Origin of the sequence: Kitasatospora acidiphila (assembly GCF_006636205.1) — a bacterium.
Classification (GTDB): Bacteria; Actinomycetota; Actinomycetes; order Streptomycetales; family Streptomycetaceae; genus Kitasatospora; species Kitasatospora acidiphila.
This window is the reverse complement of the sequence record NZ_VIGB01000003.1, coordinates 748,021-769,692: the sequence shown is the minus strand read 5'-3', so window position 1 is coordinate 769,692 and position 21,672 is coordinate 748,021. Positions and strand designations below refer to the sequence as shown.

Here is a 21,672-nt window from a genome sequence, read left to right as displayed (position 1 = left end):
ACTGACGCTACGTCAGTTCATCGCGTTTTGCGCCGCGGCGTACCAGGAAGCCGGTCCGCTGCCGTTCACCGGAACGGCGTTGAAGTACTCCCATCCGGCGACCCCGCCGAAACCGGGGTACTCGCCGACCAGCGCGGTCAGCGTCGAGCCGAGGGTGGCCGGGTCGACGTAGCCGTCGCAGTTGGCCGAGTTGGTCACCGCGCCGGCCACCACCCTGGACGGGGCGAAACCGTTGGCCACCACCGAGTCATAGTCGGTCGTGCTGCTCAGATCGCCCCAGCCGCAGTAGAACTGGGCGTTGTACCAGGAGATCCGGCTGCCCATGTCCCGGTCCAGCCGGGAATAGTCGAAGCCGCCGGAGAAGCTGGAGCCACCCGAAAGGTCGCTGGCGACCGGCGCCAGGTTGACGATGAAGCCGCTGCCGAAGTCGGCGTGCAGCTGCTTGATCAGGTGTTCGGTGTCGGCGAGCGAGAAGGTCTCCTCGATGTCCAGGTCGACACCGTTGAAGTGGTGGGCGCGCAGGGTGTCGCGCAGCTGCGGGTAGTAGGTGGCGAAGTTGTTGTGCAGGTCGGCGTAGCTGCCCTGGGCGGCGCCGCCGAGCATCGCCTCGATCTTCAGGCCGCTCTGCTGCAGGGTGGCCAGGTCCTGCCACATCTGGTTGTACTTGGCGGCGGACGGCGGGTCGTCGTTGAGGGTGATGGTGGAGCCCGCGTTGAGGTGGAAGGCGGCCACGTCGACGTCGGTGGCGGCGCCGCGCAGCGGGAGCGGGGAGACGTAGCTGCCGTTGTCGTACTGCGTCTGGTAGTAGGCGACCACGTGGTGGGCCGGAGTGGCGCGGTGGGCGGGGTCGGCGGCGTGGGCGCCGGCCGGGGTGACGGACAGGGCCAGTGCGCCGACCGCGAGTAACGCGAGTGCGGCGGAGCTGCGGAGCCGGGGCATGAGGGGCACCTCCGTGCTGGGGGAGCGGACGCCGATCGGCATCCGCTTCGCCAGGGGACGCTAAAGCGATTTAGCTTCGGGAGTCAATGCCCGTGCACCGTCCGGAAGATATGGATGGCAGCGTCGAGGAGTGCCGGCGGCAACGTCAAGAGGTGCGCGTCTCACGCGAGTTGATCACCGGCGCGGCATCGCGGTGCTCTCCCGGACGGTCAGCCGGGGCGTCGCGGTCTTCAGCTCCACCTGGCTGAGCGGATCCTCGATCGCGGCCAGCAGGGTGCGGGCCACCAACTCGCCCAGTGCGAAGGTGTCCCTGGTCAGCGCGGTCAGCGGGGGGTGGACGATCCGGGCGAGCACCGAGTCGTCGAAGGAGACCAGCGACAGCTCGGCGGGCACCGCCACGCCCATCTCCGCGGCCACCCCCAGCCCGGCCACCGCCATCACATCGCTGTCGTAGACGATCGCCGTCGGCCGCTCCCGGCGGGCCAGCAGCGCCCGGGTGGCCGCCGCGCCCTCCGCGTCGCTGAAGTCCGTGGGCACCGAGTACGCCTCGACCAGGTCGAGCCGGCGGGCCGCGTCCCGCAGCGCCCGGATCCGCCGCTGGGTGTGCAGGAAGGCGGGCAGCCCGGCCAGATGGGCGATCCGGCGGTGACCGAGCGCGGCGAGGTACTCGACGATCGACAGCATCGCCGCCCGGTCGTCGGCCCAGACGGTCGGCAGGCTGCCCTGCCGGCGCGGGCCGCCCAGCACCACGGTGGGCATCGCCAGCTCCTCCAGTACCGCGATCCGCGGGTCGCGAACCTGCAAGTCGACCAGGACGAAGCCGTCCACCCGGTGCTCCGAGGACCAGCGCCGGTAGACCTCGATTTCGGCGGCGGTGTCCTCCACCACCAGCAGCTGAAGTGCCGTGGAGCGGGTGGAGAGTTCGGCCTGCAGGCCGGAGAGCAGCTGTGCGAAGAACGGCTCGACCCCGACGGTGCGGGCCGGACGGGCCAGCACCAGGCCGACCGCCCCGGCCCGGGCCCCGCCCAGTGCCCGCGCCGCGCTGTGCGGGCGCCAGTTCATCTCCTGGGCGACCCGCAGGATCCGCTCCCTGGTCTGCTCGCTCACCCCCGGCCGCCCGTTCAGCGCGAACGACACCGCGCCCTTGGAGACGCCCGCCTGGCGGGCGATGTCGGCGATCGTGGGTCTGCCCATTCGTGCGTCCTCCCTTGACACCCGTTCCGGCGGCGAGCATAGTCCACCGCATCGCTGTACCGGTTTAGCTAACCGATGCAAGCTTCGCGGAGCGCTCCAGACCCACCCTCATCCAGCCGTGCAGGAGCGGAGACCCCCCATGCCCAGAATCCGCACGTTACTGGCCCTCGCCACCGCCGTCGCCGCCCTCGCCGGCTGCGGAGTCGGCGGCGGATCGGGCGAGGCGGCCAAGCAGACGGTCGCCACCGACAGCCCGCTCAAGGGCGAGATCAGCTTCCAGACCTGGTCGTTGAAGAACGACAAGTTCACGCCGTACTTCACCGCTCTGATCAAGGACTTCGAGAACCAGCACCCCGGCACCACGGTCAACTGGACCGACCAGCCCGGCGACGGCTACGCCGACAAGGTGACCAGCCAGGTGACCAGCGGCTCGCTGCCCGACGTGGTCAACCTGCCGCCCGACATCGCGCACGCCGTCGCCAAGGCCGGCGGCCTGCTCGACCTGGGCCGCAACGTGCCGACGCTCAACCAGGATTACGTGCACAGCGGCCTGAAGGCCTACACCTACGCCGACTTGGGGACCGCGACCTACGCCCTGCCGTGGTACCTGGGCACCGACGTGTCGTTCTGGAACAAGGCCATGATGCAGCGCGACGGCCTGGATGCGGCCAAGCCGCCGAAGACCTTCGACGAACTGGTGGCCGCGGCGAAGGTGATGCACGACAGGTCGGGTGGCAAGGACTACCTGATGAGCCGCCCGCCGGGCCTCGGCGACATCGTCAACTCCGGTACCCAGCTGATGACTCCGGACGGCAAGAAGTTCGCCTTCAACACCGGCGGCGCCGCCGCGATGCTCGACAAGTACACCGCCGCCTACAAGGCCGGCTATCTGCCGTCCAATGTGCTCACCAGCACCTACGAGGGCAACTCGGCGCTGTTCGTCAAGCAGCAGGTCGCCTGGACCACGGCCGGCGGCAACTACATCCAGAGCGTGCAGCAGTCCGACCCCAGTCTGGCACCGCAGATCGTGCCCTCGCCCGCGCTGGACACCGCCCCGCTCTACGTCCAGGGCATCTCGGTCGCCGCCAAGAGCAAGAACCTGCCGCTGGCCCTGGCCTTCGCGCAGTTCGCCACCGACAACGCCAACCAGGTCGCCTTCATCAAGCTGGCCCCCGGCTACCTGCCCGGCACCACGGCCGCCGCCGGCGACCCGGCCTACAGCAAGAGCGACGGCACCCCGCAGGGCGACGCCTCGGTCTACGCGTACCAGGACATGCAGAACGCGGTGAACTTCACCCCGCCGCTGTGGACCGACGCCATGAACACCGCGCTCAACCAGCAGATCGCGCTCGCCATGACCGGAAAGGAGAGCTCCAGGCAGGCCCTGGACAACGCCGTCAACCAGGCCAACCAACTGCTCGCCCAGTAGCCCTGGAAGGTCGCCCGATGAGATCCCACCGCTCGTACACCCCATGGCTGTTGGTCGCGCCCGCACTGCTCTGGCTGGCGGTGTTCAACCTGTGGCCCGCGCTCAACACCTCGGTGTTGTCGTTCACCAATGTGCACACGCTCAGCGGTGGGTCCTTCATCGGGCTGCGCAACTACTCGCTGATGTGGCAGGACCCGCACCTGCGCGACGCCATCCTCAACACCCTGGTGTTCATGGCGGTCTGCGTGCCGCTGCTGACCTTCCTGCCACTGCTGCTCGCCCTGCTGGTGCAGCGCACCCTGCCGTTCATGGGCTTCTTCCGAACCGTCTTCTACTTCCCGGTGATCGCCTCCGCGGTGGTGGTCGCGATGATCTGGCAGTGGCTGCTGGACGACCGCGGCCTGGTCAACGGCCTTGCCCAGCAGGCCGGATGGATCCACTCGGCGCTGCCCTTCCTCACCGACCGCTGGCTGCTGCTGTTCAGCGCGATCGCGCTGACGGTGTGGAAGGGGCTGGGCTACTACATGGTGCTCTACCTGTCCGCGCTCGGGAACGTCCGCCGCGAGCTGCACGAGGCGGCCGCGGTGGACGGCGCCGGCACGGTACGGCGGTTCTGGTCGGTCACCGTGCCCGGGGTGCGCGGCACCATGGCGCTGGTGGCGATGCTGATCGCGGTCAACGCCATGCGGGTCTTCGCCGAGCTCTATGTGCTCGGCGGGCGCACAGGCGGGATCGGCGGCCAGGACGTCTCGTTGGTGATGCTGATCCAGCAGGCGGCCTCCGGGGCCGACGGCCGGCTCGGCTACGCCTCGGCGCTGAGCGTGCTGCTCTTCTTCCTCACCGTCGGCCCGCTGCTGCTGCTCGCCCGCTGGAACCGCAGGGAGGATTGATGGAGCATCAACTCAGGCGCAGATCACCGGTGTTCGACTCCGTCACGCCGCTCGGGCTGACGGCCCGCTACCTCACCCTGCTGGTGGTGCTGGCGATCACCGTGGGGCCCATGCTCTGGGAGCTGTCCACCTCGCTGAAGAGCGCGACCGAGGACGTCTACACCGCCACCCCGCGGCTGCTCCCCGCCCACCCCAGCACGGCCGCCTACGGCCAGGTGTCACGGACCGTGCCGATCGCCAAGTTCGCGCTCAACTCGCTGATCGTGGCGGTGTTCTGCGTGGGCGGCAACCTGGTCGGCGCCACCGCCGCCGGGTATGCGCTGGCCCGGCTGGAGTTCCGCGGGCGGCGCCTGGTGCTCGGGCTGTTCCTGGCCACCCTGGTACTGCCGGGGGAGGTCACCGTGATCTCGCAGTACCAGACGGTCACCCGGCTGGGCTTCGGCAACTCGCTGCTCGGGGTGGCGCTGCCGTCGATGATCGGTGCGCTGAACGTGCTGCTGATGCGCAACGCCTTCCTGGCGATTCCGGCCGAGTTGGAGGACGCGGCGGTGCTGGACGGTGCCAACGTCTGGCAGCGGCTGCGGTATCTGGGGCTGCCCAGTGCGAAGGGCACCCTCAGCGTGATCGCGATCCTCACCTTCATCGCTGCCTGGGACGACTTCCTGTGGCCGCTGCTGGTGCTGCAGAGTCCCGACAAGCTCACCCTGACGGTCGGCCTGTCCTATCTGCACAGTGTCTTCTCGGCCGACCCGCGCACCATGGCGGCCGGGACCATGATCGCGCTGGTACCGGTGCTGGTGCTGTTCACGGCGTTGCAGCGGTTCTTCTTCCGGGGTGTCGGCGAAGGGGCGGTGAAGGGTTAATGATGGACAGCATTACTACGGCTCGCCAGGTCAGGTTCGGGGTCAACTACACGCCCAGCCGGGGCTGGTTCCACCACTGGCTGGACTTCGACCTGGACTCGGTGCGCGCCGACCTGGACGCGATCGCCGGGCTCGGCCTGGACCATCTGCGGGTCTTCCCGCTCTGGCCGCTATTCCAGCCCAACCGCACGCTGATCCGGCCGCGCGCGCTGGAGCAGCTGGGGGAGCTGGTGGACGCCGCCGGCGAGCGGGGGCTGGCCGTCGCGGTGGACGGGCTGCAGGGCCACCTCTCCAGCTTCGACTTCCTGCCCGCCTGGACCCAGACCTGGCACCGGCGCAGCCTCTTCACCGACCCGGAGGTGGTGGACGGCCAGGCCGCCTACCTGTGGGCGCTCGGCGCGGCGCTGGCCGACCGGCCCAACTTCCTCGGCCTGACCATCGGCAACGAGTTCAACCAGTTCTCCGGCGAGCCGCACCCGGACCCGGACCGGATCACCCCCGGCCAGGCCGCCGACTGGCTGCACCGGCTGCTGGCCGCCTGCGAGTCGGGCGCACCGGGCCGGCTGCACCTGCACGCCGCCTATGACGCCGCCTGGTACCAGGACGACCATCCCTTCACGCCCGCGCACGCCGCCACGATCGGTGCGGTGACCGCCGTGCACTCCTGGGTCTTCAACGGCACCGCGCAGCGCCACGGCCCGTACGCCACGGCCACCGCCCAGCACGCCGCCTACCTGGTGGAGCTGGCGAAGGCCTGGGCCGTCGACCCGCACCGGCAGGTCTGGCTGCAGGAGGTCGGCGCGCCCGCCCCGCACATCGCGCCCGAGGACGCCGGCCGCTTCACCGAGGCCACCGTGGCGGCGGTGCTGGACTGCCCCGACCTGTGGGGCGTCACCTGGTGGTGCTCGCACGACGTGGACCGCGCGCTGGCCGACTTCCCGGAGTTGGAGTACGGGCTGGGCCTGTTCACCAACGAGGGCCGGGTCAAGCCGGCCGGCCGGGTGCTCGCCGAACTGGTCGCGGCGGCGCGGGCCGAGCCGCCGCGCCCGCGCCCGCGTGCCGTCGCGCTGGTGCTCGACCTGCCGGCGGAGGCGAGCAAGCGCTCGGTCACCGCCCCCGGCGGCGCGTTCTTCGAGGCCTTCATGGACCTGGCCGCCACCGGCGAGCGACCCGCCGTGGTGCTGGCCGACCGCGCGTCGGACCGCGACCACCTCGGTGCACGGGGTATCACCGACCTGATCACCGTCGACACTGCCCACCGCTGACGCCCCGCCTACCGCTGACGCCCCGCCTACCGCTGATGCCCTGCCGCCCCGCCAGCTCGCCCCGCCACCGCAGCCGTCGCCCCGCCAGCTCGCCCCGACCACATCCCTCAGCCACGGATTCGGAGTCCAGCCCATGCACGATGACCGCTCCCTGGTCGAGGCCCGCCTCAAGCGGGTGCTGGACGAGCGGATCCGCCCCGCCGTCTACCCCGAGTCGGTGCCACTCCAGGTCGGCATCTGGACGGCCCCCGGCGAGCCCGTCCCGGTCGCCGAGGGCCTGGCCGCCCCGCGCACGCCGCTCACCGTCGGCCAGGCCTGGGGCGCACCCTGGGGCACCAGCTGGCTGACCGTCAGCGGCATCGTGCCCGCCGACTGGGCCGGCCGCACCGTCGAGGCACTGCTCGACCTGGGCTTCGACGAGAACATGCCCGGCTTCCAGTGCGAGGGCCTGGTGTACCGCACGGACGGCACCCCGGTGAAGGGCCTCAACCCGCGCAACCAGTGGGTGCGGATCGTTGATTCGGCCTCAGGCGGCGAGACGGTCGAGCTGCACATCGAGGCGGCCGCCAACCCGGTGATCCTCGACTACCACCCGTTCCTGCCCACCGACCTCGGTGACAAGGCGACCGCCGGCAGCGCCCCGCAGTACAAGATCACCCGGATGGACCTCGCAGTCTTCGACCCGGTGGTGTACGAGCTGGTGCTCGACCTGGAGGTGCTCGGCGAGCTGATGGCCGAGCTGCCCGCTGACGGCGCCCGTCGCTGGGAACTGCTGCGCGCCGTCGAACGCGCCCTCGACGCGGTCGACCTGCAGGACGTCAACGGCACGGCCCCGGCGGCCCGAGCCGAGCTGGCCGGCGTGCTGGCCGCCCCCGCCGTGCCGTCCGCCCACCGGATCAGTGCCGTCGGCCACGCGCACATCGACTCCGCCTGGCTCTGGCCGCTCCGCGAGACCGTCCGCAAAGTGGCCAGGACCTGCGCCAACATGACCGCGCTGGTCGCCGAGCACCCCGAGTTCATCTACACCATGTCCCAAGCCCAGCAGTACGCCTGGATCAAGGAGCACCGCCCCGAGGTCTACGCCGAGGTCAAGAAGGCCGTGGCCGAGGGCCGGTTCGTGCCCGCCGGCGGCATGTGGGTGGAGTCCGACACCAACATGCCGGGCTCGGAGGCGATGGCCCGGCAGTTCATCCACGGCAAGCGGTTCTTCCTCGACGAGTTCGGCGTGGAGAACGAGGAGGCCTGGCTGCCCGACACCTTCGGCTTCACCGCCGGCCTGCCGCAGATCATCAAGGCCGCCGGCAGCAAGTGGCTGCTCACCCAGAAGATCTCCTGGAGCCAGATCAACACCTTTCCGCACCACACCTTCTGGTGGGAGGGCATCGACGGCACCCGGATCTTCACCCACTTCCCGCCGATCGACACGTACAACTGCTCCATGAAGGGCAGCGAAATCGCCCATGCCGCCCGCAACTTCAAGGAGAAGGGACGGGCTTCGCACTCGCTCGCCCCGACCGGGTGGGGCGACGGCGGTGGCGGCACCACCCGCGAGATGGTCGGCAAGGCGGCCCGGCTGCGCGACCTGGAGGGCTCGGCCACCGTGCGCTGGGAGCGGCCCGCCGAGTTCTTCGCCAAGGCCCAGGCGGAGTACCCCGAACCGCCGGTCTGGGTCGGCGAGCTGTACCTCGAACTCCACCGGGCCACCCTCACCAGCCAGGCCCGCACCAAGCAGGGCAACCGGCGCAGCGAGAACCTGCTGCGGGAGGCGGAGCTGTGGGCCGCCACAGCGGCGGTGCGGTGCGGACTCCCGTACCCCTACGAGCAGTTGGACCGGATCTGGAAGACCGTGCTGCTGCACCAGTTCCATGACATCCTGCCCGGCTCGTCCATCGCCTGGGTGCACCGGGAGGCGGAGGCGACCTACGCCAGGGTCGCGGAGGAACTGGAAGAGCTGATCGGCGCATCCCAGCGCGCACTGGCTGGTGACGGATCGTCAGAGATCGCCTTCAACTCGGCCCCGCACGACCGCGGCGCAGTGCCGGCCGGCGGGGCTGCCACCGTCGCGCCCGCACCGGGGAGTTGCACCGCCGAGCCGTCCCCCGACGGCGGCTTCACCCTCTCCAACGGCCTGGTGCGCGTGGCGGTCGACGCGCGCGGCCTGGTGGTCTCGCTGTACGACGTGGCCGCCGGGCGGGAGGCCGTGGCCCCGGGCACAGCCGCGAACCTGCTCCAACTGCATCCCGATTTCCCCAACATGTGGGACGCCTGGGACGTGGACCAGTTCTACCGCAACACCGGCACCGACCTCACGGACGCCGACTCGGTGGTGCTGGCCGCCGACGGCCCGCAGGCGGTCGCCGTCCAGGTGACCCGGTCGTTCGGCAAGTCAACGGTGCTGCAGACCCTCACGCTCACCGCCGGCGCCAAGCGGCTGGACCTGGACACCGAGGTGGACTGGCACGAGACCGAGAAGTTCCTCAAGGTCGCCTTCCCGCTCGACCTGCACACCGACCGGTACGCGGCCGAGACCCAGTTCGGCCATCTGCACCGGCCCACCCACACCAACACCAGCTGGGAGGCCGCCAAGTTCGAGGCCTGCAACCACCGCTTCGTCCATCTCACCGAACCCGACTGGGGCGTGGCCCTGGTCACCGCCTCCACCTACGGTCACGATGTCACCCGCACCGTGCGCACCGCCGACCGCGGCACCACGACCACGCTGCGCGCGTCCCTGCTGCGCGCACCGCGGTTCCCCGACCCGCACACCGACCAGGGGCGGCACGTCTTCCACCACGCCCTGGTGCCCGGCGCGACCATCGCCGACGCGGTGCGCGAGGGCTACCGGATCAACCTGCCGGAGCGGCGAGTCAGCGGCTCCAACGCGGTGGAGCCGCTGGTGACGGTAAACCAGGACGCCGTAGTGGTGAGCGCCGTGAAGCTGGCCGACGACCAGAGCGGCGATCTGGTGGTACGGCTCTACGAAGCGCACGGCGCCAGGTCGCGGGCGCGGCTGCGGACCTCGTTCCCCGTCGCCCGGGTCGACGGATGCGACCTCTTGGAGCGCCCGCAGCACCAACTGCCGCTGGACGGCGAGGGGATCGAACTGACCCTGCGCCCGTTCGAGCTGGTCACGCTGCGGCTGACCCGCACCACCACCGGTTGACCGGTTGCCTGTTGAGCACGCGCCTGCTCAACAGGCAGCCGCCGGTGGCGAAAGCCGCCCGGGTCGGGCTCAGGTCCACTGCTCCGAGGGCTTGAGGCCCGGCAGAGGCTTGCCGATCAGGGCGAGCGGGATGAAGAAGTTGACCTGGCCGATCGCGAGGGCGAGGGTGACCAGGGCCTTCTCGTCGTAGTGCGCGACCGCGCGGGCGAAGAGCGCGTCGGGGACCCGCTCGCCGTGGATGGCGGGCTGCAGCACGGCCTCCACCAGGGCGAGCGCGACGGCCTCGGCCTCGGTGAAGTACGGAGCGTCCTGCCAGGAGGCGACGGCGTCGATGCGCTCCTCGGGCTCCCCGGCCGCACGCAGGCTCTTGGTGTGCAGCGCGGTCAGGTAGGTGTTGCCGACGATCTGGCCGGCCCGCAGCTGGATCAGGTCGATGGTTCCCTGCGGCACCGAACCGTTGCCGACGGCCTTGTACAACGCGCCGGCCGCCGCGCCCATTTCGGGAACCAGCTTGACCGGGTTGGACAGCCGGGAGGCGGTCACGGTGCGGGCGGTGGTGGCCTCGGCAGCGGCGGTCTCGGTGGTGGTGGTCTCGGTGGTGGTGGTCTCGATCGCCATGGTGGTGATGTCCTTCGCTCGGTGCGGTTGTCGTGGCCTTCACTGCCTCGACGGACCGCGGCGACCGGATGTGACAGCCGATCGGAAAAACTTTTCGAGTGAGGGACGACGGGCCGTCAGGGGCGCAGGGCCAACGGCGCGAGGGTGTCCGTTCTCGGCCACCCGTGCGGGGGCTCCTGGGTCGCGTGACGTGCGGGGAGGCGGTCGAGCCCCTGCAACGGCAGCTCGAACCAGACGCGTTTGCCGCCGCCGTACGGGTCCGGCTCGCACCCATGGGCCGCGGCGAGTTCCGCGACCAGTTGCATGCCGCGGCCGTGCTCGTCGTCCGTGTCGAACGGTCCGAGCACCGGCCGACCGAGTCCGGGGTCGCTGACGGAGACCCGCAGGCGGTGGGTGTCGTGGTGCAGATCGGCCTCGATGGTGAGCCACTGGGCCGGGTTCCCGCCGCCGGCGCCGTGCAGCACGCCGTTGGTCGCCACCTCGGAGATCAGCAGGCGCAGCGTGAAGTCCTCGTCATCGGAGAGCGGCACACCGGCCGTGCGCAGATCGGCGGCCAACCTGGCCCGGATCGCACGGACTTCCGAGCTGGTAGCAGTGGTCGTGAACTTCACCATGGGCATCGCGGTCCTCCCAGGGGCGTACCAGTTGACCCGGGCAGGGTCCGCTGCGGATTCGGCAAGGTTGACCGCGGCATGGCCTGCTCGGCAACCGCAAGAAGTTGGGGGTTTCGCCGCGAAGTTGGGGGTTCTCCTGGTAAGACGTCAAAATCCCCGATTTTCCCGGGATTTAGCATGATCCCTCGGGGCATCTCACTACTCTGGAGAGTCATTCGGTCACACAAGGTGGTGAAGACGGGTTGGTGCACAGCCTGTCCTGCTCCCGGGAGATCCGCCGTCGCGCGGTTGCCGAGGAGTGGGGCGTCGAACGGATCGTCGAGGCGATCGCCGCGTGCTGCGGCATCAGCCGACTGCGTGCGCACCGGCTCGGCCGGGGGTGGACGCTGACCGAGACGATCAGCGAACTGCGCGTGCTCTGCCGCGCGACCGGCCTCTCCGCGCCCGGCACCAACGAGGAGCAGCTCCGGGCCTGGGAGACGTCGGCGCGCCAACCGCGCGCCCGCACCGTCGATCTGCTCTGCCGGCTCTACGCCACGGATCCGGCCGGACTGGGCCTGATCGGCGACTACCGGCCCGAGGACCGTCCGGCCGCGCCAGCCACGGCCGACAGCTGCCCGCCGCCCTGTCCGCCGCCCGTCACGGCCGCGCCGCCACCGGCGGGTGATTCGATCGAGGTGGTCGTGGACGCCGTCCGCCGCTCGGTCGAGCGGACTCTCGCGCTCACCACGGTCAGCGCGACCCAGCTGGAGGTGCTGGACGAACGCCTGCTCGGACTGCGTCAGGCTTATGTGTACACGCCACCGACCGAGATGCTCGCTCAACTGCTGGGCGACCTGGAGGAGATCAGGACGCTCGCCGAGGAGCGCCAACCGGCCGGCGTGCAGGTGCGCTTGTCGGAGATGACGGCCCTGGTTGCCACGCTGGTCGCGGACGCCCTGATGAAGCTCGGGCGGGTGCAGCAGGCGCAACGGTGGTACGGGACGGCGCGAACTGCGGCCGATGACTCCGGCAACTGCGAGTTGCGCGCCCGCGTGCGCGCCCAGGCGGCCATGCTCCCCTACTACTACGGTCCGTTGGACAGCGCCGTCGACCTGGCCCGGCAGGCCCGGCTGCTCAACCGCAACCGGCCGACCGCGACCGGTGTCCTGGCGGCGGCCGCCGAGGCGCGGGCGCTGGCCCGGCGCGGCAGCGCGGACGAGGCGCGGGCGGCGATCCGCCAGGCGCAGGACCTCTTCGAGCGCTGCCGGCACGGTCAGGTGGACGACGCCTGGGCCTTCCCCGAGCGCCGCCTCTACCTCTATCTGAGCGGCACCTACACTTACCTCGGCGCGGCGGCCCAGGCGCGCGCCGCCCAGCAGCAGGCACTGCGCCTCTACCCGGGCCAGGCCGGCATCGATCCGGCGCTGCTGCGCCTGGAGGAGGCGATCTGCCTCGCACAGGAGCGAAGTCTGGCCGAGGCGTGCGAACTTGCGAGCCACACATATCTGCAGGTCCCCGCCGCACACCGGACGGATATCCTCGGCTCGCGAGCCAACGATGTGATCGAGATGGTTCCGCTACAGTTCCGATCTGTTCGGGTGGTGCGGGAGTTGGGCGAGATCCTGATGTTGCCGGCCGGTACGAGGTGACAGTGGAGTGGCTCATCGGCCAGCCTTACCCCTATGAGCGCACTCGCCTCGTTGAGCGCACCGCCCCTGGTGGGCGGTTTCGCCGAGCTCGACGTCCATCGCATCCTCGACACCGCCTGTCGCCGTGCCGGCCTCGATCCAACGGGCGCAACTCTGCTACGTGGTCACACCAATGCGGTCTTCCGGCTGCGCACGGCTCCGGTGGTGGTGAAGATCGCCCGACGCGGGTCCTGCCCGACCCAGGTCCAACGAAGCGTCCAACTGGTCGAGTGGCTGGCCGGTTTGGACTTTCCGACCGTTCCGCTCCATCCGGTCCGCCAGCCGGTCGTGATCGACGGCCAGGCAACGACCTTCTGGAGACACCTACCGCAGCCCGACCACCCCGTCCAAGCGGAACAACTCGCCGCCCCGCTCCGCATGCTCCACCAACTCCCGCATCCGCCCTTCCGGATCCCCGAGCTGGACACGGTCGGTGCCATCCGGCGCTCCCTCGACGTGATCACCGCGCTGCCCGCCGAGGACGTGGACTTCCTCGCCCGCCGGCTGCGGCATCTTGAAAAGCAGCTCGCCGACCTGGCGTTCGTGCTTCCGCCCGGGCTGCTGCAGGGCGACCCGCAGCACCGCAACGCCCTGCACGACGGCGGCCGCGCCGTCCTCTGCGACTGGGACACCATCTGCTACGGCACACCGGAGCTGGACCTGGTCACCATCGAGATCCACTGCCGCCGCTTCGGCTACGGCCGTGCCCACTACCAGGCGTTCGCCAGGGCCTATGGCTTCAACGTCACCCATTGGGACGGCTACCCGGTGCTGCGGGACCTGCGCGAGCTGCGGATGATCACCACCAACGCCAAGCGGGCGGTGATCGGCTCGTTCACCCAGGAGGAGGTGATCCGGCGCGTCGACGGGCTGCGGCGCGACGACTACGGGCTCCGCTGGCGGATCCTTTAACAACGGCCCCACCCGGAACCCCGCCCGCCCTCGGGCCGGGGTTCCGTGGCATTCCTCGCCCTTTCACACATTGTATGACTGTATATCGGCAGTCAATCTGACGATCTGTCATTTGAATATCTCTGGCTGGCCCGGTGGTGTTCGTGGAAATTATTTCCATGCCGGTGCAACACGCCGATTTTCAACGGAGTCCGACCTTGTGAAGCTGCCATGATGATGCCAATCCTGAAGTCGGGAAGGGTACATGAGGTCAGTGACAGCACCCGCCGCTGCCGGTCGAGCCGACGGCCGGCACGAGGTCGTGGTGACGCGGCACCAATGGCGCGGCCATTCCTATGAGGCGCGGTATGTCCGCGGTGCCTCGTCGCGGACCGCACCCCTGGTGCTGGTGGGTGGCGCATTCCAGACCAAGGAGGGCTGGGGCCGACTGGAACGCGAGTTCCTGGCCTTCGCCGATGTGCTCGCCGTCGACCTGCCGGGGTGGGGGAGCAGCCCCGTCCTTCCCGAGCAGTACGGCACCGACTTCCTCTCGGACGCCCTCAGTCAGATCCTCGACGACCTCGAACTGACCGAGGTGAACCTGCTCGGCGGCTCCTACGGCAGCGCGGTCGTCTACCGGCTCGCGCAGCGGCAATCCGACCGAGTGGCCAAGATGGTGCTGGCCGGCACCATGATGCGGATCCCCGAGCAGGCGCACGCCCCGATCCGCCGCAGCCTCGAACTGCTGGCGGCGGGGGAGATGGACGAGTTCGCCGAGGTGACGCTCGGCATGCTGATCAACGCCGACACCGTCGCCTCGGTGGTCGCCGGCACCCGGGTGCGGCGGTTCCTGCAGCGCCGGCTGCTGAACATGACGCCCCGCGACAAGCAGCAGTTCATCGCCAACAGCCGCCGCCTGCTCCAGCACGAAGGCCTCGACCTGCGCCAGCCGCCGACCATGCCCGTACTCGCGATCGCCGGCGAGCACGACAACTTCACCACCCCCGAGCGCTGCCGAGCCCTCGCACGGACCTGCCCCGACAGCCGGTTCGCCGTGGTGGCCGATGCCGACCACATGCTCCCGGTCGAACGGCCCGTTGAACTCGCCGACCTGGTCCGGCGGTTCCTCCTCGGCGAGCCGATGGGCGAGGTCGGCTACTGCCGAACCGTCGAGCGCATCTCGCCGCTGGTGCTGGTCTGACCGGATGAGGATCCAGCTCGTCACGGTCGGCACCACCGGCTCAGTGGCCCCCTACACCGGCCTGGCGCACCGACTGCTGGCCGACGGCCATGACGTCGAACTGGCAACCCACGCCCGGTTCGAGAGCCTGGTGTCCTGCTGCGGGCTGCGCATCCGACCGATCGACGCGGATCCGTTCGAGGCACTGCTCGGCGCGCACAGCCGGCGGGGCAGCGGACTGCCAGCCCTGCGCGCCTTGCGGGGCGCCGGCCAACGGGCCGCACTCGACCTCGTCGACGGGATCCTGACCGCCGTCGACCCCAAAGCGGACCTGATCCTGCTGTCGACCCTCGCGGCCCCGATCGGCTCGGTGGTGGCCCGCTACCACCGGATCCCGACGATCGGAGCCTTCCTTCAACCAGACGTGCCCAGCCGGGAGTTCGCCCCCTGCTCGATGGCCTGGCGAGGGCCCGCCCGCGCCAACCCGCTGCGGGCGCGGCTAGCGAACGCCGCCTTCGACTCCCTCTACGACGCGGCCGTCCGCGCAGTGCACCAGCGGCTCGGCCTGGCGCCGGCCGGCAGCCACCGGCTGCGCACGACCAGGGAGCGCGACAACTGGCCGATCTGGCACGGCTACAGCCCCACCGTGCTGGCCCGGCCCTCGGACTGGCGGTCCGGACTGCGGGTGGCGGGCTACTGGTGGCCGCACGAGTGCCCGCAGTGGCAACCACCCGCCCTGCTCGCCGACTTCCTGGCGGCCGGCCCGCCACCCGTGCTGATCGGCTTCGGCAGCATGATGCCCGGCGACCCGGAGCAGCTGAGCCACCTCGCCGCCGGTGCCCTGCGCCGGGCCGGGCTGCGGGGCATCGTCCAGTCCGGCTGGGCCGGTCTGGACGTGATCGACGACGACATCATCACCGTCGATGCCGTCCCGCACGGCTGGTTGATGCCCCGCACCGCCGCCGTGGTCCACCATGCCGGCGCGGGCACCACGGCCGCCGGCCTGCGCGCCGGGGTGCCCGCCGTACCCGTGCCCGTGATGACCGACCAACCCTGGTGGGCGGCACGGCTGGTGGAGCTGGGAGTGAGCGAACAGGCGATCTCCTACCGTGAGTTGACCGAGAGCCGATTGGCCGACGCGCTGCTGGCTGCGACCCGGGACGGGGTGCTGCGGCGCAACGCGGCCGGCCTCGCGCGAGCACTGCAACGGGAGGACGGAGCCGGCAGTGTCGCGGACGCCATCGCACGACTCGGGTGAGCCGGCCGGCGGCAGGGGTGCGGCGGAGTCGGAAGCGATGCCGCCACTGGATGCGTGGTTCCACCGACAGCAGAGCAGCGGTGCGGCGTGCATGACGGTCGGATACGCGGCTTGGTTCGACGGCCCGCCGCCCACCCTGGCTCAGTTGCGGACGCGGGTCCGTCAACGCCTCGGTCGGTTCCGGAGGTTGCGCGCCACGCCGGTGACCGATGGCGACAAGTGGCCGCACTGGCAAGAGGGTTCGGCATTCAAGGCCGACCACCACATCACGGCCTCCGGTGAACTGAGCCCCCTGCTGACTGAGCCGCTCCCCGCCGTACGGCCGCCATGGCAACTGCATCTGCTCCCGGACGCCGATGGGTTCGCCCTGCTGCTGCGCGCCCACCACGCCCTGCTGGACGGGCAGTCGCTCAGCATCATGCTGAACGCGCTGCTGGACCCCGCCCCTGAGCACCGCCCACGGCCGCAGGCCTGGCCGCCCTCACTCGCCCGGAAGGTGGCCTGGGTGCTGGACGACCTCCTCCCCAAGGCCCGGCCGCTTCCGTTCCACGGCCGGCTGGGCCCGGGCCGCCATCTCGCCTTCACCGGGCTGCCGAGCGAGCTGCTGACCGCCGCACGAAACGCACTCGGCGCCCGGAAGACCTCGAACACGGCCGTGCTCCTCACCGCGATCGCCGGCGCCCTCCGGGAGTCGGGCCTGACCGGCCCATCCGCCTGCGCCATGGTCCCGGTGGACGTCCGCACCGCCGACCAGCCCACCCTGCTCGGCAACCACTACGCCACCGTGCGCCTGCCGCTCCCCGCCCACCCCGACCCGCGGCAGCGCCTGGCCGCCCTCGATCACCGTATCCGCCGCACCGACCTACGCCAACGCGCCCTGTTCCAGGCTGACTTGGTTGCCGCCCGCCCCCGCCGCACCACGGCTCTCGGCACCGCAGCAGGCCGTTATGTCGATTCCCCCCACTACTTCTCCCTCCTCTGTACCAGCCTCCCCGCCGCGCCCGCCCCCGCCGCGACCCTCGACACCGCCCGCCTCACCGGCGCCGCCCTCCTCCCACCCCTCGGCCCCTCCCACCCATTCGCCGTCTCCCTGACCCACCACCCCGCCGGCGCCGTCCTGACCACCCTCACCGACCGCACCCGCGCCGCCTTGGCCGCCCCGCTCAACGCCGCGATCACCGACCAGCTGCGGCACCTGGCGAAGTGAGGGCGCCCAGGGCGGAGCGCTCACCAGTCGGCGGCCCGGGAGCTCACCGGGTGACCCGGGCCATCGAGGCCCGGACGGCCTCCAGGGCACCCTCGGGGAAGTCCACGGCGCCGCCGAGCGCACGCGCGGCGAGTTCCGCCTCGGCGCTCTCCTCGATCGCGACCACCAGGTGAGCGGCCGCCGCAGCATCCGGACCGAACGCCAGCAGGCCGTGGTTGGCCAGCAGGACGGCGGACGTCGTCGACCGCTCGGCCAGGATCGCGGCGATGCCCCGCACCGACACGTCCGACCCGCGCGGCCCCCACGGCACCACCGGCACCTCCTCGGCCTGGCCGAACCGCAGCAGCGGCTCGGTGCGGCACGGCAGCGGCCGGTGGGCGACGGCGAAGGCCGTCGCGGCGGGCGAGTGGGTGTGGATGACCGCCCCCACCTGCGGGCGGGCCCGGTAGACCACGCCGTGCATCGCGATCACCTCCGCTGCGGAGGGGCTCATCTCTCCGGCCAGGACCTGCCCGTCGAGGCCGATGGTCGCCAACTGGTCGGCCGCCAGGTCGCGGACGGACCCCGGGCTCATCAGGAAGCGCTCGCCGTCCAGCCGGGCGCTCAGGTTGGCGTGCCCGGAGTGCGACATCACTCCTGCCGCGAACAGCTGCCCGGCCGCCGCGACGACCTGCTCGGCCCGCTCCTGGGCCATGCCTGCGCTGGTCATCCCATCATCTCCTCGTGCTCGGCCGGCGGCCGCTCCAGTGCTGCCGCCGTGCGCACCAGCAACTGTGTGACTTGAACTAAGGTTCAAGTCAAGCGACACACGAGGAGGCACGCCGCGATGCGGATGACGATCGGTCAGCTCGCCGGGATCACCGAGGTGCCCGCGTCGGCCATCCGCTTCTGGGAGCGCCACGGCCTGCTGCCCGCGCCCGAACGGCAGGGCGGGCAGCGGCGGTATCCACCGGAGGCCGCCGAGCGCATAGTGATCCTGCGCAAGTTCCAGCAGGCCGGGCTGACCCTGGCCGAGATCGGCGAGTTCCAGCAGGACCGGCCCCGCCGACAGGCCATGATCCGCGCCAAGGTCGCCGAGGTCGAGCAGCGCATGCTCGACCTCGAGCACGCGCACCAGCTGCTGACGCACGCCCTCCAGTGCGGCGAGCAGGACATCGTCAGCTGCCCGACCTTCCGGGAGCAGATGGCGACCTGGTAGCCGTGGTCAGTCGCGGCGGGCCGGCGCCGGCCACTGGGGAATCGGCGCGCGACGCCCCGCCTTCTTCGGTGGCTCGGTGAGCCGGGCGGCGACCTCGGGGGTTTGTGCGGCCCAGGCGGCGGTGAGGGCCAGGGCGCCGACCAGAGCGAACGCGACCACGCTGTACCCCCAGTACGGCACCAGCCGCCTGGGGGCGATCGTGAGCAGCACCGGAACGGCCGCGGTGAGGACCGCGGCGGCTCGGATCTTCATCCTGGCGTCGACCTCACGGTGATGCCACGATGCCAGCGCCCACCACCAGAAGAGAGGTGGCAGCATGCTGCCGAGCAGCGGCGGAAAGAACATGATCAGCGCCAGTTCGCCGGCGAACCGCCCCTCCCCCTCGTGGTAGGCGTACGTCTCCTCGACCAACCGGCAGTAGAGCGCGAGCATGCCTACCGTGAAGGCTGACCAGGCCACCAGTTGGCCGACCGTCAGCCATCTGGTGATCCGGACCGTCCCGAGCGACCTCATGTGTCCCCCCATCTGCGTGAACTGACCGGGATCACCCTAGGTCAGCGCGGCGACGTCAGGGCTTCTGCTGACCGATCCCGAACGCAGCTGTGGCGATTCCGTACCAGTACGGCGCCTCGGCGCCGTCCAGGACCGTCGGGTTGACCGAGTAGACCACGGTGCGGCTGAGGTCGCGGGTGGCGAAGACGCCGCTGGTCCAGCCGGGACGGGAGCCGGTCTTGCCCCAGACCACCAGGCCGTTCAGCTCGGCGCGCTCCAGGCCCATGCTCATGCAGGCGCGGCCGGCGGTGGGGCCGGTGTTGCAGTGGCTGCTCTGGTAGTCGGGGACGTCGGGGACGGTGAACAGCAGCTGCTCCTGGGCGGGCGGGAGCAGGCGGCCGCGGAAGAGCGCGTCGTAGAAGCGGGACAGGTCGGGGGCGCTGGAGATCAGGCCGCCCTCGGCCCACGGCCACGGGCTCTGCTCGGTCACGTCCACCTGGTGCGAGCCGCCGTCGGGGTCCTGCACGGTCAGGTAGGGGTGGGCCGCGGCGTCCGGCAGGCGCGGGTCGTCGGCCTTCGGGACGGAGGTGTCGTGCAGGCCGATGGGCTGGATGATGCGCCGACGCACCTCCTGGGCGTAGCTGTGGCCGGTGACCTTCTCGATGATCATCCCGGCCACGAAGGTGTTCATGCCGTTGTACTGCTGCGCGGTGCCGGGCTGGAAGCTCATCTGCTCACCGGCCATCCCGGCGACGATCTGCTGCGGCGTCCAGCTGTCGAACCGGTGGTCGGCGAACCAGCCGGTGCCTCCGTTGCCCCAGCCGACCGAGCCGCCGGGCAACCCGCTGGTGTGGTTGAGCAGTTGACCCACCTTGATCGGCGGGAAGCCGGCCGGCAGCACGCCGGGCAGGTACTGCTGGACGGTGCCGTCCAGGTCCACCTTGCCCTCGGCGGCCAGCTGCAGCATCACGGTGGCCGTGAACACCTTGGAGATCGAGCCGATCCGGAACCGGCCGTCCGGGTTGATGCCCGGGCCCGAGGCACCGGTGAACTTCCCCGCGCTGCCGGTGACTTGGACGAACCCGCCGGAGACATCCGCCGCCGGGCGGTTCGCCAGCGCCTGCCGGATCGCCGCCGGGTCCAGCGGCGGCAGGGCGGTGCTCGACGCACTCGCCGACGCGGTCGCGCCGGTGACGGGTGCGGCGCTCGCCGGGGAGGTCACGCCGACGGCGAGTGCGGCGGTGAGGGCAGCGGCGGCGGCCGCGGTGGTCCAACGAGTACGGCTGACGGGGCTCTTCACAGCGGATTCTCTCCGAGTCAGGGATCAGGGCCGGTTGCGTTCCGGCTCGTCGAAGAGTCTGCCGATCAACGACGCGCCGGCCATCGGGGATCCGCCCTGATCGGACCCCGGCTTCAAGATCAGGGCTTTCCCTGACGAACGGCTGACCAGGCGTCAGGGTGCTCGGAACCGCGAGCCCGCGCGCAGCTCGCCCGCCTCGCCCTGCCAGACGACCCGGCCGCGCTCCAGCACATGGACCAGCGCGGTCGGCGGTGCCCAGGCGGGGAGCGTGCGGGCGGTCAACAGGGATGTGCGGATGGCGAGTTGGTCATGCAGTCGGGCGCTGACCGCCGGGGCCAGACCGCGGTCCGGCTCGTCCAGCAGCAGCACGGCCGGGTCGGTGAGCAACGCGCGGGCCAGGGCCAGGAGCTGCTGCTGCCCGCCGGAGAGCGCGGTGGCCCGGCGGGGGAGCAGCGGAGCCAACTCGGGGAAGGCGTCGACGATCGGCTGCGGCGGCCGACCGGTCAGGGCCAGGGTCTCGGCCACCGTGAGAGCGGGGAAGACCGCGCGGCGGGCCGGCACCAGCACCACCCCGAGGGCGGCCCGCCGGTGCGGGGGCAGGGAGCCGATGTCGCGCCCGTCGAGCAGCACCGTGCCGCCGCTGGGCCGCACCAGCCCGGCCAGCGTCTCCAGCACGGCGGTGCGACCGGAGCCGTTGCGCCCGATCAGGAACCCGAGCCGGTCGGCCGGGCAGCGGATGTCCACCCCGGCCAGGCGCACCGCCGAGCCCTGGTGCACGGTGACCCCCAGGAGCGCGAGCCGCAGCGGCGTGGTCACCAGAGCCTCCGCACCCGTTCGTCGGCCAGCACCTCGGCGATCGTGCCGGTGGTCACCACCCGGCCGGTGTCCAGCACATACGCCCGGTGCGCGAGCCGGGCCACCAGGGCCAGATCGTGCTCGACCAGCAGCACCGCGGCGCCCTCCTCCGCCGTCATCGCCAACACCTGGGCCACCCAGGCGACTTGGGCCGCATCCAGGCCCACCGACACCTCGTCCACCAGCAGCACCCGGGGCCCGCCGGCCAGCGCCCGCCCCAGCTCCACCAGCCGCAGCACCCCGAGCGGCAGCCCGGCGACCGGATGCGCGGCCAGCTCGGCCAGCCCGAGCAGCCGCAGCACCCCCGCGACCCGGGTGCGCCCGACGGCCCCCGTGGCACCGTGGTGCTCCGCGCCGACCAGCACGTTCTGCGCCACCGTCAGCCCCGGGAAGACGGCCACCTGCTGGAAGGTCCTGGCCAGCCCGAGCCGGGCCCGCCGATGGCAGGGCGCCCGGGTGACGTCACGAGCGCCGAGCAGGATCCGGCCGCCATCGGGCCGGGCCACCCCGCTGAGGCAGTCCAGCAGCACGCTCTTGCCCGCGCCGTTGGGGCCGACCAGCGCGGTGACCTGACCGGGCGCCAGGTCCAGGTCGACACCGTTCACCACCGCGACACCGCCGAGCCGGCGGGTCACGGACCGGACAC

20 protein-coding genes are annotated in these 21,672 nt (G+C 71.3%); 11 read left to right on the top strand and 9 right to left on the bottom strand.

The genetic code is table 11. The features are described 5' to 3' along the window. Nucleotides 1-12: 12 nt before the first annotated feature. Together E6W39_RS04345 and E6W39_RS04340 are read right to left on the bottom strand one after the other, a co-directional pair. Nucleotides 13-939: a glycoside hydrolase family 18 protein gene (locus tag E6W39_RS04345; RefSeq protein ID WP_181799094.1), complete on the bottom strand. Its 927-nt coding sequence runs from the start codon at nucleotides 937-939 to the stop codon at nucleotides 13-15. 174 nt (nucleotides 940-1,113) lie between these two features. After that, nucleotides 1,114-2,133 (bottom strand): LacI family DNA-binding transcriptional regulator, encoded by a 1,020-nt coding sequence (locus tag E6W39_RS04340; protein WP_141632342.1) that lies wholly within the window; start codon nucleotides 2,131-2,133, stop codon nucleotides 1,114-1,116. Nucleotides 2,134-2,272: 139 nt separating this feature from the next. Between E6W39_RS04340 and E6W39_RS04335 the strand changes: the two genes are divergently transcribed. The 5 genes from E6W39_RS04335 (at nucleotide 2,273) to E6W39_RS04315 (ending at nucleotide 9,743) form a co-directional block, all read left to right on the top strand. Continuing rightward, nucleotides 2,273-3,562, top strand: coding sequence for an ABC transporter substrate-binding protein (locus E6W39_RS04335; RefSeq protein WP_141632341.1), 1,290 nt, complete (start codon nucleotides 2,273-2,275; stop codon nucleotides 3,560-3,562). A 17-nt stretch (nucleotides 3,563-3,579) separates the two neighbouring features. Next, the gene (locus E6W39_RS04330; RefSeq protein ID WP_141632340.1) at nucleotides 3,580-4,452 is read left to right on the top strand and encodes a carbohydrate ABC transporter permease; all 873 of its coding nucleotides are present in this window, start codon (nucleotides 3,580-3,582) and stop codon (nucleotides 4,450-4,452) included. Beyond that, nucleotides 4,452-5,315 carry a carbohydrate ABC transporter permease gene (locus E6W39_RS04325; RefSeq protein WP_141632339.1) on the top strand — a complete coding sequence of 288 codons (864 nt, stop codon included), beginning with the start codon at nucleotides 4,452-4,454 and terminating at the stop codon, nucleotides 5,313-5,315. Before E6W39_RS04330 ends, E6W39_RS04325 begins: the two co-directional genes overlap by 1 nt. A 2-nt stretch (nucleotides 5,316-5,317) precedes the next feature. Further along, entirely contained in the window at nucleotides 5,318-6,580 is a 1,263-nt protein-coding gene (locus E6W39_RS04320; RefSeq protein WP_141632338.1) for a glycoside hydrolase 5 family protein, read from the top strand. A gap of 133 nt (nucleotides 6,581-6,713) precedes the next feature. After that, nucleotides 6,714-9,743 (top strand): alpha-mannosidase, encoded by a 3,030-nt coding sequence (locus E6W39_RS04315; protein WP_141632337.1) that lies wholly within the window; start codon nucleotides 6,714-6,716, stop codon nucleotides 9,741-9,743. A 69-nt stretch (nucleotides 9,744-9,812) separates the two neighbouring features. On the opposite strand, the gene E6W39_RS04310 is transcribed toward E6W39_RS04315, so the two are convergent. Continuing rightward, nucleotides 9,813-10,361, bottom strand: coding sequence for a carboxymuconolactone decarboxylase family protein (locus E6W39_RS04310; protein WP_141632336.1), 549 nt, complete (start codon nucleotides 10,359-10,361; stop codon nucleotides 9,813-9,815). 116 nt (nucleotides 10,362-10,477) lie between these two features. Further along, a complete protein-coding gene (locus E6W39_RS04305) occupies nucleotides 10,478-10,975 on the bottom strand; it encodes an ATP-binding protein (RefSeq protein WP_141632335.1) in 498 nt (165 codons plus the stop codon). A 245-nt stretch (nucleotides 10,976-11,220) separates the two neighbouring features. Between E6W39_RS04305 and E6W39_RS04300 the strand changes: the two genes are divergently transcribed. The 5 genes from E6W39_RS04300 to E6W39_RS04280 all read left to right on the top strand — a co-directional run bounded on the left by E6W39_RS04300 (nucleotide 11,221) and on the right by E6W39_RS04280 (nucleotide 17,181). Next, nucleotides 11,221-12,606: a hypothetical protein gene (locus E6W39_RS04300; protein WP_228718610.1), complete on the top strand. Its 1,386-nt coding sequence runs from the start codon at nucleotides 11,221-11,223 to the stop codon at nucleotides 12,604-12,606. A 33-nt stretch (nucleotides 12,607-12,639) separates the two neighbouring features. Then, nucleotides 12,640-13,557 (top strand): phosphotransferase, encoded by a 918-nt coding sequence (locus E6W39_RS04295; protein WP_141632334.1) that lies wholly within the window; start codon nucleotides 12,640-12,642, stop codon nucleotides 13,555-13,557. A gap of 388 nt (nucleotides 13,558-13,945) precedes the next feature. Continuing rightward, nucleotides 13,946-14,737: an alpha/beta fold hydrolase gene (locus E6W39_RS04290; RefSeq protein WP_181799093.1), complete on the top strand. Its 792-nt coding sequence runs from the start codon at nucleotides 13,946-13,948 to the stop codon at nucleotides 14,735-14,737. 4 nt (nucleotides 14,738-14,741) lie between these two features. Continuing rightward, nucleotides 14,742-15,974: a glycosyltransferase gene (locus E6W39_RS04285; protein ID WP_141632332.1), complete on the top strand. Its 1,233-nt coding sequence runs from the start codon at nucleotides 14,742-14,744 to the stop codon at nucleotides 15,972-15,974. Nucleotides 15,975-16,011: 37 nt separating this feature from the next. After that, nucleotides 16,012-17,181 carry a wax ester/triacylglycerol synthase domain-containing protein gene (locus E6W39_RS04280; protein WP_141632331.1) on the top strand — a complete coding sequence of 390 codons (1,170 nt, stop codon included), beginning with the start codon at nucleotides 16,012-16,014 and terminating at the stop codon, nucleotides 17,179-17,181. Between the two features lie 43 nt (nucleotides 17,182-17,224). Here the strand turns inward: E6W39_RS04280 and E6W39_RS04275 are convergent, their stop codons facing one another. Beyond that, nucleotides 17,225-17,890: a class II aldolase/adducin family protein gene (locus E6W39_RS04275; RefSeq protein ID WP_141632330.1), complete on the bottom strand. Its 666-nt coding sequence runs from the start codon at nucleotides 17,888-17,890 to the stop codon at nucleotides 17,225-17,227. Between the two features lie 117 nt (nucleotides 17,891-18,007). Between E6W39_RS04275 and E6W39_RS04270 the strand changes: the two genes are divergently transcribed. Then, on the top strand, nucleotides 18,008-18,379 hold the full coding sequence (locus E6W39_RS04270) for a MerR family transcriptional regulator (protein WP_141632329.1): 372 nt from the start codon (nucleotides 18,008-18,010) through the stop codon (nucleotides 18,377-18,379). Between the two features lie 6 nt (nucleotides 18,380-18,385). On the opposite strand, the gene E6W39_RS04265 is transcribed toward E6W39_RS04270, so the two are convergent. The 4 genes from E6W39_RS04265 to E6W39_RS41000 form a co-directional block, all read right to left on the bottom strand. Then, nucleotides 18,386-18,892, bottom strand: coding sequence for a hypothetical protein (locus E6W39_RS04265; protein ID WP_141632328.1), 507 nt, complete (start codon nucleotides 18,890-18,892; stop codon nucleotides 18,386-18,388). Nucleotides 18,893-18,947: 55 nt separating this feature from the next. Further along, nucleotides 18,948-20,171, bottom strand: coding sequence for a serine hydrolase domain-containing protein (locus E6W39_RS04260; RefSeq protein ID WP_228717958.1), 1,224 nt, complete (start codon nucleotides 20,169-20,171; stop codon nucleotides 18,948-18,950). Nucleotides 20,172-20,324: 153 nt separating this feature from the next. Beyond that, the gene (locus E6W39_RS04255; protein WP_228717957.1) at nucleotides 20,325-20,987 is read right to left on the bottom strand and encodes an ATP-binding cassette domain-containing protein; all 663 of its coding nucleotides are present in this window, start codon (nucleotides 20,985-20,987) and stop codon (nucleotides 20,325-20,327) included. Further along, the gene (locus E6W39_RS41000; RefSeq protein WP_228717956.1) at nucleotides 20,984-21,661 is read right to left on the bottom strand and encodes an ABC transporter ATP-binding protein; all 678 of its coding nucleotides are present in this window, start codon (nucleotides 21,659-21,661) and stop codon (nucleotides 20,984-20,986) included. The genes E6W39_RS04255 and E6W39_RS41000 overlap by 4 nt, the downstream gene beginning before the upstream one ends. Nucleotides 21,662-21,672 lie beyond the last annotated feature (11 nt).

Bases quoted from the DNA above. Each gene is read 5' to 3' on its own strand.
- E6W39_RS04345 (WP_181799094.1), bottom strand. From the start codon at position 939: ATGCCCCGGCTCCGCAGCTCCGCCGCACTCGCGTTACTCGCGGTCGGC.
- E6W39_RS04340 (WP_141632342.1), bottom strand. From the start codon at position 2,133: ATGGGCAGACCCACGATCGCCGACATCGCCCGCCAGGCGGGCGTCTCC.
- E6W39_RS04335 (WP_141632341.1), top strand. From the start codon at position 2,273: ATGCCCAGAATCCGCACGTTACTGGCCCTCGCCACCGCCGTCGCCGCC.
- E6W39_RS04330 (WP_141632340.1), top strand. From the start codon at position 3,580: ATGAGATCCCACCGCTCGTACACCCCATGGCTGTTGGTCGCGCCCGCA.
- E6W39_RS04325 (WP_141632339.1), top strand. From the start codon at position 4,452: ATGGAGCATCAACTCAGGCGCAGATCACCGGTGTTCGACTCCGTCACG.
- E6W39_RS04320 (WP_141632338.1), top strand. From the start codon at position 5,318: ATGGACAGCATTACTACGGCTCGCCAGGTCAGGTTCGGGGTCAACTAC.
- E6W39_RS04315 (WP_141632337.1), top strand. From the start codon at position 6,714: ATGCACGATGACCGCTCCCTGGTCGAGGCCCGCCTCAAGCGGGTGCTG.
- E6W39_RS04310 (WP_141632336.1), bottom strand. From the start codon at position 10,361: ATGGCGATCGAGACCACCACCACCGAGACCACCACCACCGAGACCGCC.
- E6W39_RS04305 (WP_141632335.1), bottom strand. From the start codon at position 10,975: ATGGTGAAGTTCACGACCACTGCTACCAGCTCGGAAGTCCGTGCGATC.
- E6W39_RS04295 (WP_141632334.1), top strand. From the start codon at position 12,640: ATGAGCGCACTCGCCTCGTTGAGCGCACCGCCCCTGGTGGGCGGTTTC.
- E6W39_RS04285 (WP_141632332.1), top strand. From the start codon at position 14,742: ATGAGGATCCAGCTCGTCACGGTCGGCACCACCGGCTCAGTGGCCCCC.
- E6W39_RS04280 (WP_141632331.1), top strand. From the start codon at position 16,012: ATGCCGCCACTGGATGCGTGGTTCCACCGACAGCAGAGCAGCGGTGCG.
- E6W39_RS04275 (WP_141632330.1), bottom strand. From the start codon at position 17,890: ATGACCAGCGCAGGCATGGCCCAGGAGCGGGCCGAGCAGGTCGTCGCG.
- E6W39_RS04270 (WP_141632329.1), top strand. From the start codon at position 18,008: ATGCGGATGACGATCGGTCAGCTCGCCGGGATCACCGAGGTGCCCGCG.
- E6W39_RS04265 (WP_141632328.1), bottom strand. From the start codon at position 18,892: ATGAGGTCGCTCGGGACGGTCCGGATCACCAGATGGCTGACGGTCGGC.